Origin of the sequence: Micromonospora sp. PLK6-60 (assembly GCF_019890675.1) — a bacterium.
Taxonomy (GTDB): domain Bacteria; phylum Actinomycetota; class Actinomycetes; order Mycobacteriales; family Micromonosporaceae; genus Micromonospora.
On record NZ_JAIOAA010000009.1, the window covers coordinates 194,039 to 209,690 of the forward strand.

The 15,652-nt window shown below is 74.8% G+C and carries 15 protein-coding genes; 5 read left to right on the forward strand and 10 right to left on the reverse strand.

Annotated elements, in window-relative coordinates:
- Positions 1-89: 89 nt before the first annotated feature.
- Positions 90-260, forward strand: a complete 171-nt coding sequence (locus K7640_RS19085; protein ID WP_222956223.1) for a hypothetical protein — start codon at positions 90-92, stop codon at positions 258-260.
- 146 nt (positions 261-406) lie between these two features.
- Entirely contained in the window at positions 407-3,313 is a 2,907-nt protein-coding gene (locus tag K7640_RS19090; protein ID WP_308042600.1) for an AAA family ATPase, read from the forward strand.
- A gap of 131 nt (positions 3,314-3,444) precedes the next feature.
- On the opposite strand, the gene K7640_RS19095 is transcribed toward K7640_RS19090, so the two are convergent.
- Positions 3,445-5,247, reverse strand: a complete 1,803-nt coding sequence (locus tag K7640_RS19095) for a DUF423 domain-containing protein (protein WP_255609427.1) — start codon at positions 5,245-5,247, stop codon at positions 3,445-3,447.
- Positions 5,248-5,298: 51 nt separating this feature from the next.
- Positions 5,299-6,348, reverse strand: coding sequence for a lipoyl synthase (gene lipA / locus K7640_RS19100; protein ID WP_222956226.1), 1,050 nt, complete (start codon positions 6,346-6,348; stop codon positions 5,299-5,301).
- A 444-nt stretch (positions 6,349-6,792) separates the two neighbouring features.
- On the opposite strand from lipA, the gene aspS reads away from it, so the two are divergent.
- Positions 6,793-8,085, forward strand: coding sequence for an aspartate--tRNA(Asn) ligase (gene aspS, locus K7640_RS19105; RefSeq protein ID WP_222956227.1), 1,293 nt, complete (start codon positions 6,793-6,795; stop codon positions 8,083-8,085).
- 73 nt (positions 8,086-8,158) lie between these two features.
- Here aspS and nadE read toward each other — a convergent pair whose 3' ends face one another.
- From nadE to K7640_RS19125, 4 genes are read right to left on the reverse strand one after another with little or no spacing between them, the layout of a single operon-like run.
- A complete protein-coding gene (gene nadE, locus K7640_RS19110) occupies positions 8,159-8,983 on the reverse strand; it encodes an ammonia-dependent NAD(+) synthetase (RefSeq protein ID WP_222956228.1) in 825 nt (274 codons plus the stop codon).
- 20 nt (positions 8,984-9,003) lie between these two features.
- Complete coding sequence (locus K7640_RS19115) at positions 9,004-9,396, reverse strand: VOC family protein (protein ID WP_222956229.1); 393 nt, start codon at positions 9,394-9,396, stop codon at positions 9,004-9,006.
- 28 nt (positions 9,397-9,424) lie between these two features.
- Positions 9,425-10,066, reverse strand: coding sequence for a lipoyl(octanoyl) transferase LipB (gene lipB, locus K7640_RS19120; protein WP_222956230.1), 642 nt, complete (start codon positions 10,064-10,066; stop codon positions 9,425-9,427).
- A gap of 52 nt (positions 10,067-10,118) precedes the next feature.
- Positions 10,119-11,930 (reverse strand): DUF2079 domain-containing protein, encoded by a 1,812-nt coding sequence (locus tag K7640_RS19125; RefSeq protein ID WP_222956231.1) that lies wholly within the window; start codon positions 11,928-11,930, stop codon positions 10,119-10,121.
- 115 nt (positions 11,931-12,045) lie between these two features.
- On the opposite strand from K7640_RS19125, the gene K7640_RS19130 reads away from it, so the two are divergent.
- Together K7640_RS19130 and K7640_RS19135 are read left to right on the forward strand one after the other, a co-directional pair.
- Entirely contained in the window at positions 12,046-12,435 is a 390-nt protein-coding gene (locus tag K7640_RS19130; RefSeq protein ID WP_222956232.1) for an SCO5389 family protein, read from the forward strand.
- A 154-nt stretch (positions 12,436-12,589) separates the two neighbouring features.
- A complete protein-coding gene (locus K7640_RS19135) occupies positions 12,590-13,795 on the forward strand; it encodes a PHB depolymerase family esterase (protein ID WP_222956233.1) in 1,206 nt (401 codons plus the stop codon).
- Positions 13,796-13,850: 55 nt separating this feature from the next.
- Here K7640_RS19135 and K7640_RS19140 read toward each other — a convergent pair whose 3' ends face one another.
- From K7640_RS19140 to K7640_RS31015, 4 genes are all read right to left on the reverse strand, one after another.
- Complete coding sequence (locus K7640_RS19140) at positions 13,851-14,750, reverse strand: TIGR01777 family oxidoreductase (RefSeq protein ID WP_222956234.1); 900 nt, start codon at positions 14,748-14,750, stop codon at positions 13,851-13,853.
- Between the two features lie 195 nt (positions 14,751-14,945).
- Positions 14,946-15,245: a hypothetical protein gene (locus K7640_RS19145; protein ID WP_222956235.1), complete on the reverse strand. Its 300-nt coding sequence runs from the start codon at positions 15,243-15,245 to the stop codon at positions 14,946-14,948.
- Entirely contained in the window at positions 15,235-15,504 is a 270-nt protein-coding gene (locus tag K7640_RS19150) for a type II toxin-antitoxin system prevent-host-death family antitoxin (RefSeq protein ID WP_308042601.1), read from the reverse strand. Before K7640_RS19150 ends, K7640_RS19145 begins: the two co-directional genes overlap by 11 nt.
- An 80-nt stretch (positions 15,505-15,584) precedes the next feature.
- The coding region (locus K7640_RS31015; RefSeq protein ID WP_222956251.1) for a DUF664 domain-containing protein at positions 15,585-15,652 on the reverse strand (68 nt) is incomplete at its 5' end.

Here is a 15,652-nt window from a genome sequence, read left to right on the forward strand (position 1 = left end):
GAGGTACCGGCCCCATGCCTCAGGGGCACCTTCGGGCGGAAAGTCGATGTCGACAGGGAAACACCCCACCGCACGAGAGGTGCACCGAGATGTTCGGCAACGACGCAGACTTCCTGCTCACCATCCACCGTACCCACGCCTCCGAGCTGCAGGCCGACGCCGAGGCGGACCGGCTGGCCCGGGCGCTGCCCCGCCGCCACCCGCGCGGCTGGCTGGGCCGCCGCCGGCACGCCGCCCACGCCACCGACACCCGTCGGTGACCGCCGTCGCGCCGCCGGCGCCGGCCACCGCCGGCCGGGCCGGCACGGAATCCGCCGGCCCGGCCGCCACGGGGGCGGCCGGGTCGGCCGGGCCACGGCCGGTCGGCGGACTGGCCGGGTCGGGCCGTCATGGCATGCTCGGTGCCGTGACCGTACGCGCCACCAGCACCGTCCTCGTCGGCCGCCAGCGTGAGCTGGCGGCGCTGCGCGCCGCGCTCGGCCGGGCCGGCGCCGGCGAGCCCACCACCGTCCTGGTCGGCGGCGAGGCCGGGGTGGGCAAGACCCGGCTGCTGGACGAGTTCGGGACGGCGGCGGCCGGGACGGGCGCCCGGCTGCTGGTCGGCCAGTGCCTGGAGCTGGGCGAGGCCGGCCTGCCCTTCGCGCCGTTCGCCGCCGCGCTGCGCGAGCTGCTGCGCCGCGACGGCCCGGGCGTCCTCGACGGGTACGAGGCGGAGTTCGCCCGCCTGCTGCCCGAGCTGGCCCGGGGCCCGGCCGCCGTCGCGGCACCCGCCGGGCCGCTCGCCTCCGACACCCCGCGCGGCTACCTGTTCGACCTGGTGGCCGACCTGTTCCACCGGCTCGCCGAGGCCGGCCCGCTGGTGCTGGTGATCGAGGATCTGCACTGGGCCGACCGCTCCACCCGGGACCTGATCGGGTTCCTGGTGCGCGCCGCCCGCCCGGGCCGGTTGCTGCTGGTCTGCACCTACCGCACCGACGAGCTGCACCGGGGCCACCCGCTGCGGCCCTTCCTCGCCGAGCTGGACCGGGTCCGGGGTGTCGAGCGGGTCGAGCTGGCCCGGCTGGACCGGGACGGCACGGCGGCGGTGCTGACCGACCTGCTCGGGGCGGAGCCGCCCGCCCGGGGGGTCGACGACGTGCACGAGCGCACCCAGGGCAACCCGTTCTTCATCGAGGAGCTGGCCGCGGCCGGCTCCCCGGTCGGCTGCGCCACGCTGCCCGACACCCTGCGCGACCTGCTGCTGGCCCGGGTGGACCGGCTGCCCGACCCGGCCCAGCGGGTGCTGCGGATCGCCGCCGCCGGCGGGACCCGCTTCGCGCACCAGTTGCTCGCCGAGGTGGCCGGCCTGCCCGAGGCCGAGCTGGAGGACGCGCTGCGCGCCGCCGTGGCCGCCCAGCTGGTCGTCGCCGACCCGGACGGCGACTACGAGTTCCGGCACGCCCTGGTCCGCGAGGCGGTGCACGACGAGCTGCTGCCCGGCGAGCACGCCCGGCTGCACGCCCGGTTCGCGGCCGCGATCGAGGCGCACCCGCAACTGGTCCCCGCCGGCCGGGCCCCGGCCGAGATCGCCCACCACTGGCACGCCGCGCACGACCACCCCCGGGCCCTGGTCGCCGCCCGCGCGGCGGCCACCGCCGCGGCCGACCGGTACGCGTACGCCGAGCAGAGCCGGCTGCTGGAACGGGTGCTGGAGCTCTGGGAGCAGGTGCCCGACGCGGCGGACCGGCTCGGCATGGACCACCTCGCGGTGCTGGAGGAGACCCTCGACGCGGCCACCACCGCCGGGGACTACGGCCGGGCGATCACCCTCACCCGGGCCGCCCTGGCCGAGGTGGACCGGGACGCCGAACCGCTGCGCGCGGCCTGGCTGCTGTTCCGGCGCGGCCGGCTGCTGGCCCTGCTCGGCAAGAGCGACGGCAGCGTCGAGGTGCGCGAGGCGTACCGGCTGGCGGGTCGGGTGCCGGAGGGCCCGGAGCGGGTCCGGCTGCTCGCCGACGTCGCCGCCCACCTGTCCAAGCTCGATCCTGAGCAGGCCGTCGCGGTGGCCGACGAGGCGATGGCCGGGGCGGTGGCGCTCGGCGAGGACCTCACGCTGCTGCCCACCCGGATCGCGATGCTCTGCCGGCTCGGCCAGGACTCGGCGCGCGGGCTGGCCGACCTGCGCCGGGCCGAGGCGCTGGCCCGCGCCGCCGGCAACGGGCCGGCGCTGGTCAGCGCGCTGGTCTACCTCTCCGACGTGCTCTTCGAGCTGGGCCGGTACGCCGACTCGGCGGCGGCCGCCGCAGAGGGGGTGACCGAGGCGCGCCGGGTCGGGATCAGCCGCTCCGGTGGGGCGTACCTGCTGTCGAACCAGGCCGAGGCGCTGATCGCCCTGGGCCGTTGGGACGAGGCCGAGACGGCCTGCGCGCAGGCGGCCCGGACCGACCCGCCCGGCGTGTCCGGGCTGCACTGGCTGCAACTGCGGGCCGGGCTGCGGCTGGCCCGGGCGCACCCGGCCGCCGACGACCTGGTCGGCCGGGCGCTGGGCTTCCTGGCCCGGCCGTACCTCTGGCCCAACCACCGGCTGCCCCTGCACGAGCTGCGGATCGAGGCGGCGCTCGCCGCCGACGACCGGGCCGAGGCGGTCCGCGCCGCGCACGACGCGCTGGCCGACGAGCGCCTGCCCGACCTGCCCCGGGAGGGCTGGCCGCTGCTCACCGCCGCGGCCCGCACCGCCGCCCGGTACGCGGTGCCCGAACTGGGCGCCATGGTCGGCGCGCTCGCCGCCGGACTGCCCGCCCGGTATCCGGCGGAACGGGCGCACGCCGCCACGGTGGCGGCGCTGCGGGCGGCCGGTCCGGCGGCCCTGCCGGCGTGGCGGGCCGCGGTCGAGGCGTGGCGGACCGACGGTCAGCCGTACCCGCTGGGCCGGGCGCTGCTGGAGCTGGCCGGGGCCGCCGCCGCGGCCGGGCAGCGCTCCGAGGTCGCCGAGGCGGTCCGCGAGGCCGGGGCGCTGGCCGACAGTCTCGGCGCGGCGCCGCTGGCCGAGCAGGTGGCCACCCTGGCCCGCCGGGTCGGCCTGCCCGGCCGGGGCGGCCCCGGCACCGACCTGCTCACCTCGCGGGAGCGGGAGGTGCTGCTGCTGGTCGCCGCCGGGCACAGCAACAGCCGGATCGCCGAGCAGTTGTTCATCTCGCCCAAGACGGCGAGCGTGCACGTCTCGCGGATCATCGCGAAGCTGGACGTCAGCAACCGGGTGGAGGCCGCCGCCCTGGCCCACCGCCTCGGCCTGCTCGAACCGGCCGCCGCGGTGCCCCACCAGCGCGGCGGCTGACCCGGCGCTGACCGCGCCGCGGGTCCGGCGCTGACCGCGCCGCCCAGATCGTTGGCGGCTCAGCAGTGTGCGCCCCGGCGTGTCGTGCAGCTCGCGTGCCAACGATCAAGTGCCGGGGCCCGCGCGGGTGGTCAGTGGCGGGGGAGGTAGATGCGCCAGCCGGCCACCGGAACCAGGCGCAGGTCGCCTGGGTCGAGGCGCTGGTCGAGGCGGGCCGCGAGGGGCGAGCCGGCCGGTGCCACCCAGGCCGCGTCGGGCGCCGCGTCGACCGCCCGCCGGTATGCCGGGAAGCGGTCGTGGCCGGGGCGCAACCGGTCGTCCACCACCGCGCAGACCACCCGCTCGGCGGTGGCGAAGACCAGCCGGTTGCAGGTCCAGTAGCCGGCCCGGACGTGCCGGACGCCCAGCTCGTGCAGGGTGTCGACGAGCGCCCGGTGCCGCTGCGCCTCGGCGCGTACCTCGGGGGCCCGGGCGAGCGCCGCCCAGGTGGCGTACCCGCCGGTGGCGAGCATGGCGGCCAGCACGGCGACCGCCGCGCCGCGGGCCACGCCGGCCCACCGCCCCGGGGCCGCCCGCCGGGCCGCCGTCCAGAGCGGCCAGAGCAGGGCCGGGCTGGCGACCGCCAGGCAGGACAGGTAACGCGCGCTCTCCGTCGGGCTGCGCCCGGCCGCGCCGCTGACCGCGTACGCCGCGAGCAGTCCCGCCGCCCCGGCGAGCAGCGCCAGCCGCACCGCCGCCCCGACCCGCTCGTCGCCCGCCGGCTCGCCGATTCCCCGCTCGTCCTGCGCCGGTCCGTCGCTCTGCGGACCGCCGCTGGTGAATCTTGGCGAGTTTCCGTTCGCCTCGAACAGTAAGTTGCCAAGATCCGGCGCGTCCGGGACCGGCGCGGGTGGGGCCGGGACCGGCGCGGGCGCGGCCGGGACCGGCGCGGGTGGGGCGACAGGCGGGGCGGGGACGCGCAGGCGGCGAACCGCCGCGGCGGCGCCGAGCAGAAGGAGGAGCGGGAGCGCGGCGGCCCACCACAGTTGCCACCAGGCGCAGTGGCCGGGGGAGCAGAAGCCGGCGCTCAGCGGCGGGCCGAGCACCAGCCCGCCGTACAGCCGGTCGGCCCAGCCGGCGGTGGCGCCGCCACCACCGGCCGCGAGCACCGCGGTCAGCGGGTTGCGGCCGTGCACGACGCTGTCCATCAGCATCGGAGCCGCCCCGAGCAGCACCGCCCCGACCAGCACCATCCCGGCCCGGCCGGCCAGTTCCCGCCGGCGCCACACCAGCAGCACCGCGCCGAGCGCGACCAGGTACGGCAGCAGCAGCGGGTCGACCCAGAGCATCAGGCCGGCGAGCACTCCCCAGCCGGCCCACCGCCACAGGGCCCGACCGGGCAGCCGGGCCCGCCGGTCGGCGGCGCACAGGCCGAGGGTGAGCAGCGCCAGCGCCGCGCCGGCCGGGTTCAGCTCCGGATAGCCGCCCCCGGCGATCAGCTGGTTCTTCAGCACCCGGTCCGAGCCGAGCGCGAGCAGCCCCACCACCAGCAGCGCGAACCAGGGGTCACCGCCGAGCCGCCGGGTCAGCCGCCAGGCCAGCGCGAGGAAGAGCGCGTACAGGGCGAGGGTGGGCACCCGCAGCGCGACCGTGGACGGGCCGAACACGGCGACGACCGGCGCCGCCAGGTACGCCTCCAGCGTGCCCATGTACGCCTGGCCGTAGAACCAGACCGGGAAGTCCCGCCCCTGCGCGATGTGCAGCGCGGCGAGCCCCATGGTCGCCTCGTCGCTGTTGGTCGGCGGGTTGTCGGCCAGCACCAGCACCACCCGGTACGCCACCGCGGCGAGCAGCACCGCCAGGGTGAGCGGCCCGGCGGGCGAGCCGGGACGGGACCACCGGGGCAGCCGCGTGTCGCCGCGCGTATCCGCCTGCCGGCGTACCCCCGTGGTCATGCCGCAGATCATGGCATCCGCGGCCGGCGGCCGGGACGCGGCGCGGCCGGCTCAGCCGGCGGCGGTGACCCGGTCGCGCGCCTCCAGGGCCTGGCGGTAGAGCCGGCCGGCCCGGTACGACGAGCGCACCAGCGGCCCGCTCATCACCCCGGCGAAGCCGATCTCCTCGGCCTCCTCGCGCAGCTCGACGAACTCCTCCGGCTTGACCCAGCGGGTGACCGGGTGGTGCCGGGGGGAGGGGCGAAGGTACTGCGTGATGGTGATCAGCTCGCAGCCGGCGTCGTGCAGGTCGCGCAGCGCCTGGGACACCTCGGCCCGCTCCTCGCCCATGCCGAGGATCAGGTTGCTCTTGGTGACCAGGCCGTCGGCGCGGGCCTGCCGGATCACGTCGAGCGACCGCTCGTAGCGGAACGCCGGCCGGATCCGCTTGAAGATCCGGGGCACCGTCTCGACGTTGTGCGCGAGCACCTCGGGGCGGGCGCCGAACACCTCGGCGAGCTGCTCGGGGACCGCGTTGAAGTCGGGGATCAGCAGCTCGACGCCGCAGCCGGGCTGGAGGGCGTGGATCTGCCGAACCGTCTCGGCGTACAGCCAGGCGCCGCCGTCGGGGAGGTCGTCGCGGGCGACGCCGGTGACGGTGGCGTAGCGCAGCCCCATCGAGACCACCGACTCGGCGACCCGGCGCGGCTCGTCGGCGTCGAACTCGGCCGGCTTGCCGGTGTCGATCTGGCAGAAGTCGCAGCGCCGGGTGCACTGGTCACCGCCGATGAGGAAGGTGGCCTCCCGGTCCTCCCAACATTCGTAGATGTTGGGGCAGCCGGCCTCCTGGCACACGGTGTGCAGCCCCTCGCGCGAGACCAGCCCGCGCAACTGGGTGTATTCCGGGCCCATCTTGGCCTTGACCTTGATCCATGGCGGCTTGCGCTCGATCGGCGTCTCGGCGTTGCGGGCCTCGATCCGCAGCAGCCGTCGCCCCTCGGGGGCGGCCGTCGCGGTACGAGTGGCCTGCGGCGTCGTCGTCGGCGCGGAGTGCTCGATCGTCACAAAACCGAGCCTACGCCCGACGGTGGCCGTCGATGAACGTCGGGCGACGGGCGTCACGCCGGAGAGCTTGTGACACCGGACACCAAAGTGCCCAAAATCCGCGTTACAGCCGCCGCCGGCGGGTGTTAGCGTGCCCGCCAAGGCTGTGACGGAGCCAAGTAGCGCGCCGATCCCGCCAGTGCAGAGAGCCGCCGTTTGCTGGAAGGCGGTCTGGCGCCGGTGCGCGAAGACCCTCCCGAGCCGCGGGAAGAACGGCTGCTGTGTAAGGAAGGGCCCCCTGTTAACGCTTCCGGTAGAGGAAGGGCCCCTTCTTAACACCCCCGCCCAGTAGAGCCCGCCCGGCTGGCCCCGGTGAAAAGGCGACGAACGAGGCCCGGCTCCGGCCGCGGCGAAGGTGTGGTGGCACCGCGAGGACCCGCTCGCCCACACCTCCCCGGGTTGAGGCGACGCCTCGCCGCCGAGGGCGGTGACGGCGCCGCGATCGACCGAGGAGTCACCGTCATGCAACGCACCCTCTCCACCCAGCTCGGACACCACGTCGGCGAGTCCGTTCGGATCGCCGGCTGGGTGCACCGCCGCCGGCTGCTCAAGTCGGTGGCCTTCCTGATCGTCCGGGACGCCGCCGGGCTCGCCCAGGTGGTGGTCGCCGCGCCCGCCGCCCGCGCGCAGGTCGAGGCGCTCACCGAGGAGACGGTCGTCGAGGTCGTCGGCACGGTGGTCGCACGGCGCGGATGCGCCGCTCCCGCCGGGGTCGAGCTGACCGAGCCGACCGTACGTCTGCTCGGGCCGCCCGCCGAGCCGCCCCCGTTCGACCTGTACCGGCCGGCGCTCACCGCCACCCTGCCCACCCAGCTCGACCACGCGCCGGTCGCGCTGCGGCACCCGACCCGGTCGGCGGCGCTGCGGATCTCGGCGGCGGCGGTGGCCGGTTTCCGGGCCGCGCTGGACGCCCGCGGGTTCACCGAGATCCACACCCCGAAGGTGGTCGGTTCGGCCACCGAGAGCGGGGCGAACGTCTTCGCGCTGGACTGGTTCGGCCGGCCCGCGTATCTGGCCCAGTCGCCGCAGTTCTACAAGCAGCTCATGGTGGGGGTCTTCGAGCGGGTGTACGAGGTGGGGCCGGTGTTCCGGGCCGAGCCGCACGACACCACCCGGCACCTGGCGCAGTACACCTCCCTCGACGTGGAGCTGGGCTTCGTGACCGACCACCGCGACGTGATGCGGGCGCTGCGCGACACCCTGGCCGGCATGCTGGGCGAGGTCGGCTCGCGGGCCGGGGCGGCGGTCGCCACCCTCGGGGTGGCGCTGCCCGCCGTGCCGGCGGAGATCCCCGCCGTGCACTTCACCGAGGCGCTGGCGATCGCCGGGGCGCCGGCCGACGAGCCGGACCTCGCCCCGGCGCACGAGCGGGCGCTGGGGGAGTGGGCGGCCCGGGAGCACGGCAGCGACTTCCTCTTCGTCACCGGCTACCCGATGGCGAAGCGACCGTTCTACACCCATCCCGACCCGGCCCGCCCGGCGTACTCGAACGGCTTCGACCTGCTCTTTCGCGGTCTGGAGCTGGTGACCGGCGGGCAGCGGCTGCACCGGCACGCCGACTACCTGGCGGCGCTGGCCGCGCGGGGCGAGCCGGTGGGGCCGTACGCCGGCTATCTGGACGCGTTCCGGCACGGGATGCCGCCGCACGGTGGCTTCGCCATCGGGCTGGAGCGGTTCGTGGCCCGGCTCACCGGCGCGGCGAACGTCCGGGAGGTGACCGCCTTCCCGCGCGACCTGCACCGGCTGACGCCCTGAGGGCGAGGGACGGGTGTTAAGAAGGGGCCCCTGCTATACAAAATGCGTTAACAGGGGCCCCCTCCTTACCTCCCTACGGCGCGCTCGGCAGCCGGCGCTTGTGCTCCGTGGCCCGGTAGCGGGCCACCAGGGCCAGCTCCACCTCCGCCGGGACCGGCCGGCCCTCCAGGTAGTCGTCGATGTGCTCGTACGCCAGGCCGAGCGCGTCCTCGTCCAGCTTGCCCGGGGCGAGGCTCTCCAGGTCGGCGGTGGGCGCCTTGCCGACCAGCTCGGCGGGCGCGCCGAGCCGCTGGGCGAGCGCCCGCACCCGGCGCTTGGTCAGCCCGGCCAGCGGCACCACGTCGGCCGCGCCGTCGCCGTGTTTGGTGAAGAAGCCGGTGACCGCCTCGGCGGCGTGGTCGGTGCCGACGACCAGCCCGTTCATCGCCCCGGCCACCGCGTACTGGGCGATCATCCGCTGCCGCGCCTTGATGTTGCCGTGCACGAAGTCCCGCTGGGCGTCGTCGCGGAACGCGGTCCCCGCCGCGTCCAGCGCGTCCAGCGCGGCGTCGCTGGCCGGCGCGACGTCGACGGTGAGCACCTGGTCCGGCCGGATGAACTCCAGCGCCGCCCGGGCGTGGTGCTCGTCGGCCTGCACCCGGTACGGCAGCCGCATGGCGACGAAGGCGGCGTGGTGGCCGGCGGCCCGGGCCCGCTCGACGGCGAGTTGGCACAGCCGGCCGGCGGTGGTGGAGTCCACGCCGCCGCTGATGCCGAGCACCAGCGCCGCCAGCCCGGTGTCCACCAGCCGGTCGGCCAGGAACACCACCCGCCGCTCGATCTCCTCGTCGACGTCGAAGGTGGGTGCCACCGCGAGCTCGTCGGCGATCCGCCGCTGGGTGGGGAGCACGTCGGTCATCGAGGGGTCCTTTCGGAGGATCAGGCGGGGCCGAGCAGATCCCAGGGGTTGCCGGCCAGGTCGCGGAAGACGGCGACCCGGCCGTACGGCTCGGTGCGCGGCGGCTTCACGAACTCGACCTTCGCCTCGACCATCCGCCGGTAGGTGGCGTCGAAGTCGTCGACCTGGAGGAAGAAGCCGACCCGGCCGTGGGTCTGGTCGCCCACCGCCTCCTGCTGCCGCTCGCCGTCGGCGCGGGCCAGCAGCAGGCCGGTGCCGCCGCCGGGCGGGCGGACCACCACCCAGCGCTTCGGCCGGCCGTCGTTGGTCCGCGACGGGGTGTCCTCGACCAGCTCGAAGCCGAGCACCTCGGTGAAGAAGTCGATCGCCGGGTCGTATTCGGCGACCACGAGGGTGACCAGGTCGATGCGCACAGAGGAAGCCTACGTGCCGGAGATCCGCTCAGACCGTCACGATCGTCGGCAGGTGCCGCTCGACCACCGGCAGCACGTCGGCGACGGTGACCGGGCGACCCAGCTCGGCGGTGAGCGAGGTGACGCCCGCGTCGCGGATGCCGCAGGGCACAATCCGGTCGAAGTACGTCAGGTCGCAGTCGCAGTTGATCGAGAAGCCGTGCAGGGTCACCCCGCGGGCCACCCGGATGCCGATGGCGGCCACCTTGCGGGCCGGCCCCCGGTCGTCCTCGGGCACCCAGACGCCGCTGCGCCCGTCGACCCGGCCGGCGGTCAGCCCGAACTCGGCGCAGACGTCGATCAGCATCTGCTCGACCCGCCGCACGTACGCGACCACGTCCACCGGGTCGGGGAGGCGGAGGATCGGGTAGCCGACGAGCTGCCCCGGCCCGTGCCAGGTGATCTTGCCGCCCCGGTCGACGTCGACCACCGGGGTGCCGTCCATCGGGCGGTCCCACGGCTCGGTGCGCTTGCCGGCGGTGTAGACGCTCGGGTGCTCCAGCAGCAGCACGGTGTCGCCCTGCTCGCCGGCCACCACCGCGTCGTGCAGCCGGCGCTGCTCGTCCCAGGCGGCCTGGTAGTCGAGCACCCCCGCGCGGACGGCGCTCAGGCCGGAAGTCGTCGTGGTCACCCGTCCAGCCTAGACCCGTACCCGCCGGTCACCTGGGGTGAGCGGCGTTGCGTCAGTCACCCGGCACGGTCCAGAGCCAGACGTCGTCCACCCGCTTCGGCGGGCCGAGGATCGCGGTGGCGGTGCGCCGCAGCGCGTCCTCGTCGAGGTCGTACTTCGCGCCGTGCACCCGGTCGGCCAGCACCACCGCGGCGACCCCCCAGTACCGCAGGTCGGCCCGGCAGAGCCGGATGCTGCCCTCGGTGATGATCGGCACCAGCCCGGTCCGGCCGGCCTGGTCCATCAGGGTGTCGAAGGTCCGGGGGACCGGGCCGATCTTGCCGCGCCCGGCCGGGCCGCCGGGGCCGAGGAAGAAGCCGGCCGGGATGCGGAACTCGCCCTGCCCGTGCGACAGGGCGTACGCCTGCCAGCGCTGGCCGTCGGGGGTGACGTCGAGGGTGAGCGGCAGCGGGGTGAGCACCCCGCCGGGCGGGACGTACCGCTGCCAGGTCCCGGCCGTGATGAACGCCGGGATCGGCTCGCGCGCGCTGGTCAGCAGCGGGGTGGGCAGCAGCGGCAGCAGGGCGGCGGCGAACGCGGCGGTCCAGGCCGCCCGCACCCGCGGCGGGTCGGTGCGCAGGCTGTCCACGGTGTACGCCAGCAGCAGCCCGATCACCGGCGCCACCACCAGCGCCAGCCGGGACGGGAGCGCGGCGTTGACCACCGGCAGGTTGTCCAGCAGGCCGAACGGCAGCAACTGGCCGGTGCGGTGCCCGTCCCACTTGGCCCGGGGGCCGAGGGACAGGGCCGCGAAGACCAGCGCGGTCACCCCGAGCGCGGCCAGCGTGGCCCGGCGGGCGGGGGCGGCCCGGCGCCACAGCCAGACGAAGCAGCCGACGGCGAGCAACAGCAGCGGCACCCCGAAGAAGGAGTTCTCCTCGGTCGGGTTGGGCGCCAGCCCGGTGCCCCAGCCCAGCGCGCCGGCCAGCGAGCGGCGCGGGAACGCCCCGAACGCGGCGAGGTCCTCGGAGTGGATCACCGGGTCGAAGCCGGTGCCGTGGAACCGCTGCGGCCCGGCGAAGTGCAGCCAGAGCGGGTATGCCAGCAGCACCCCGGCGACCAGCGCGGTCACCCCGAGCCCGCGCAGCAGGTCCGGCAGGGCGGCCCGGGCCTGCGCCCGGCGGGCCGGGTGCAGCGACCACACCGCCAGGAACAGGGCCAGCGCCAGCGCGGTGAAGAAGAGCCCCTCGGCGGCGATCGAGAAGGCGACCGCCACCAGCAGCCCGAGCACGACGCCGCCGCGCAGCCAGCGCCCGGGCCGGCGCAGCGCGAACACCCCCCACACCAGCAGCGGCACCAGCCAGCCGGCGGTCCAGTTCAGGTGGGCGTTGGCGTGCGACACCATGCCCGGGGAGTACGCGATGAACAGCGCGCCCACCCCGGCGGCGAGCCGGCTGCCGACCAGGTGCCGGCTGAGCAGCCAGTACCAGGCCAGCGCGGTGGCGGCCAGGTTGAGCGTGAGGATCACCAGGAAGGTGGCCGGCGGCCCGACCAGGTACGTCAGCGGGGCGAACACCGCCGCGTACACGGTGATCGAGGTGTTGACCGCGAGGTTGACCCCGTCCGGGACGTTGATCAGGTGGGTGAAGAGCGGGTCCTGCCCGTGGGTGAGCGCGTGCCCGCCGAAGGCCAGCAGCCACTCGAACAGCGCCTGGTCGCTGGCGTTGACGCTGACCGCCCGGCTGTTCGGGTCCCGCCACAGTCCACTGGTGACCCAGAGGGCCAGGGCCACCGCGAGCAGCCCGACCACCAGGTCGGCGCGGTGGCGCCGGGGAGCGCGCGCCGGGGGAGAGGGGTCGCCGACCACGGACGGGGAGCTCTGCACGGAGCGGACGTTACCAACCGTTTCGGGACACGCCGGGCAGACACGAAAGCTTGACCGCCAGATGAAAACGACATCCAATTGCGTTAGCTGTCCACTGTCCTGAAGGAGGAAGAAGATGTCCCTCGACGTACCCACCGCACTGCTCGAGCGCGCCGAGGCCGGCCGGATCGACGACGCCGACTTCGTCGACTGCGTCCGCCGGTCGCTGCCGTACGCCTGGTCGGTGGTCGCCGACGTCGCCGCCCGCGCGACGGCCGCGCGCGGCCCGGCGGACCACGCGGTGCCGCCGCCGTCAGAGGCGGAGCGGGGCCAGTTGCTGCGCGCGCTGGCCAGTGACGCGATCCGGGGCGCGCTGGAGCGGCACTTCGGCGTGCGACTGGCCTTCCAGAACTGTCACCGGGTGGCCGCCTTCCCGCCGGAACTGGCCGGCGGGGTGGCGCACCGCGAGTTCGTCTCGCCGCTGGCGCAGATCCGTAACCAGTCCCCGGAACTGCGCAACTGCTGACCCGGCTCGGGGGCCGGCGGCGTGCCGGCCCCCGAGCAACACATCGGCCGGAGCGAATGTGTGAGCGCCCGCCATGTCGCAAGTTGGAAACACGGACGTAACGTCGCGGCACATCAGGAGTGACTCAGTTCACATCCACCACCGGGAGGTCGCCGTGCGCCGCCGCTCATCCATCCTCGTCAGACTCGCCGGGGCGGTCACCGGGGCCGTCCTCGCCGCCGCCGCGGTGCTCACCGCCGCGCTGCCCGCCCAGGCCGCGTCGCTCACCCAGGTCACCGGGTTCGGTTCCAACCCCGGCAACCTGGCCATGTACGCGTACCGGCCGGACGGCCTGCCGGCCAACGCCCCGGCCGTGGTGCTGCTGCACGGCTGCACCCAGAACGCCTCGACCTACTTCGCCAACTCCGGCTGGCAGAAGTACGCGGACTCGTGGAAGTTCACGCTGATCGTGCCGCAGCAGCCGTCGGGCAACAACGCGAACTCCTGCTTCAACTGGTTCGAGACCGGCGACACCGCCCGCGGGCAGGGCGAGGCGCTGTCGATCAAGCAGATGGTCGACTACGCGCGGAGCAACTACGCGGTCGACCCGGGCCGGGTCTTCGTCAGCGGGCTCTCCGCGGGCGGGGCGATGAGCGCGGTCATGCTCGCCACCTACCCCGACGTGTTCGCCGCCGGCTCGGTGATCGCCGGCATCCCGTACCGCTGCGCCACCAGCATGGTCAACGCGTTCTCCTGCATGACCCCGGGCGTGGACAAGACCCCGGGGCAGTGGGGGGACCTGGTCCGGGGCGCCTACTCCGGCTACAGCGGGCCGCGTCCCCGGGTGGCCATCTGGCACGGCACCTCCGACAGCACCGTGGCCCCGATGAACGCCGTCGAGTCCCGCGACCAGTGGACCAACGTCCTCGGCGTCTCGCAGACCCCGACCAGCACCGCCTCGCTGCCCGCCGGCACCAGCCTGGAGGTGTACGGCAACGACGCCGTCCGGCTCTACCGGGTCTCCGGCATGGGCCACGGCACCCCGGTCGACCCGGGCTCGGCCGCCGACCAGTGCGGCACCGCCGGGGCGTACTTCCTGGACACCATCTGCTCGACGTACCGGGACGCGGTCTTCTTCGGCCTCGGCGGCGGTGGCACCACCCCGACCCCCACGCCGACCGCCTCCCCGACGCCCACGCCGACCACGCCCCCGACCTGCGTGACGGCCAGCAACTACGCCCACGTCACGGCGGGCCGCGCCTACCAGTCCGGCGGCTACGCCTACGCGTTGGGCAGCAACCAGCGGATGGGCCTCTACAACACGTACTACACGACCACCCTCAAGCAGACCGCCCCCAGCTACTGGGTAATCGGCTGCTGAGGTGAAAGGAGGGGCCCCTTATTAACAGACGTCTGTTAATAAGGGGCCCCTCCTTTCACTCGGTGAGGGCGGCGTGCAGCGCGCCGGCCAGGTCGGGGTGGCGGAAGGTGAAGCCGGCCCCGGTGAGCACGCCGGGCAGCACCCGGGTGCTGGTGAGCGCCTCGTGCGCGAAGCCGCCCAGCACCACCTTCAACGCCAGCGCCGGGATCGGGATGATCGCCGGGCGGTGCAGCTGGCGGGCCAGTTCCCGGGTGAACTCCGCGTTGGTCACCGGGTTCGGGCCGACCACGTTGACCGGGCCGGCCAGGTCGTCGCGGGCCAGCAGGAACGTGCTGGCGTCCAGCCAGTCGACCATCGCGATCCAGGGGATCCACTGCCGGCCGCTGCCCAACCGCCCGGCGATGCCCAGCTTGAACGGGAGCAGTTGCGGCTTCAGCAGGCCGCCGTCGCGGTGCAGCGGCAGCCCGGTGCGCAGCCGCACCACCCGTACGCCGGCGTCCTCGGCCGGCCGGGTCGCGGCCTCCCAGACCCGGCAGACGTCGGCCAGGAAACCCTCGCCGGCCGGGGCGTCCTCCTCGACCGCGCGGTCGCCGGTGTTGCCGTACCAGCCCACCGCGGAGGAGTTGAGCAGCACCGCCGGCCGGTCCTGCGCCGGCAGGCCGGCGATGGTAATGGCGATCGTGGTGGTGGTGTCGACCCGGCTGGACCGGATCACCCCCCGGTACTCGTCGTCCCAGCGCTTGTCGCCGACGCCCGCGCCGGCCAGGTTGACCACCGCGTCGGCCTCGGCGACCACGCCGGGGTCGAGCTGCGCGGCGGACGGGTTCCACTGCCGCTCGTCGGGGGTCCGGGCCGGCCGCCGGACCAGCCGGGTGATCTGGTGTCCGTCCGCGATGAGCCGGTCGACCAGCCGGGCGCCGAGGAAGCCGGACGCGCCGGCCATGAGGATCCGCATGCTCATATCTTCGGGTACGCAGCCGAACTCGGATGCGTTGAGCGGGATGACTCACTCGTTGCGCTCGGCGGACGACGGCTGCGGTTCAGGCTGGCCGGCGGACCGGGCGGACGACGATCAGACCGTCCAACCCGAGGAAGTCGGCGGGGTTGGTGGTGTACAGGGGCAGGCCGTTGGCGTGTGCCACCGAGGCGATCATGAGATCGGCGATCCGCCGACGGGTGCCACGGCCAGCGGCGAGGACGGCAGCGGGAAGGCGCGGGCCGCTTCGGCATCGAACGGCAGCGCGTCAAACGTCGCCTCCGCATGTTGCAGCACGCTCATCCGTCGCGCTCGTTCCGCTGCGTCATCCGTGTGATGCGGGCCAGCCGAGAGCTCCGCCAACGTGACGGCGCTGATCACCAACTCGTCAGGGAGTTCCACGGGCTCCAGAGCCGCCAGAAGGATGACGATGTTCGTGTCGACCAGGCCGCGAACCAGCGGTTCACCACTCACGGTCGAGGAGGTCCTGGTCAATCGCCGCATCGAGGTCACTGCGGAACTGCGCATCATCGAGAACCGGCGCGGTGGCGAAGGCGGCCATCGCCTCGGCGCGAGGCACGAAGGTGCGCCGGCGGATGGGGATCAACCGGCCGATCGGCGTGCCGTTGCGGGTGATGGTGAAGGACTCGCCGCGCTCCACCCCGCGCATGATGGCGCCGGAGTCATTCCGCAGCTCTCGCTGAGTGATCTCTCGAGGGGCATGCTCGGCCACGAGGACAGCTTATCGAATTGTGCTACAGGGTGCTACGAACGACGCGCTGAACGAGCGAGCCAACGAGAGATTGCGTGATGTCACTCGCCGGTCCGGCCGTCGATCGCCTCGCGCAGGATGTCGGCGTGGCCCAGGTGCCGCGCGTACT

What these genes read in the sequence shown, in the direction of transcription:
- K7640_RS19130 (WP_222956232.1), top strand. Translation starts at nt 12,046, where the DNA reads ATGTCCCTCGACGTACCCACCGCACTGCTCGAGCGCGCCGAGGCCGGC.
- aspS (WP_222956227.1), top strand. Translation starts at nt 6,793, where the DNA reads ATGCAACGCACCCTCTCCACCCAGCTCGGACACCACGTCGGCGAGTCC.
- K7640_RS19085 (WP_222956223.1), top strand. Translation starts at nt 90, where the DNA reads ATGTTCGGCAACGACGCAGACTTCCTGCTCACCATCCACCGTACCCAC.
- K7640_RS19140 (WP_222956234.1), bottom strand. Translation starts at nt 14,750, where the DNA reads ATGCGGATCCTCATGGCCGGCGCGTCCGGCTTCCTCGGCGCCCGGCTG.
- K7640_RS19095 (WP_255609427.1), bottom strand. Translation starts at nt 5,247, where the DNA reads ATGACCACGGGGGTACGCCGGCAGGCGGATACGCGCGGCGACACGCGG.
- nadE (WP_222956228.1), bottom strand. Translation starts at nt 8,983, where the DNA reads ATGACCGACGTGCTCCCCACCCAGCGGCGGATCGCCGACGAGCTCGCG.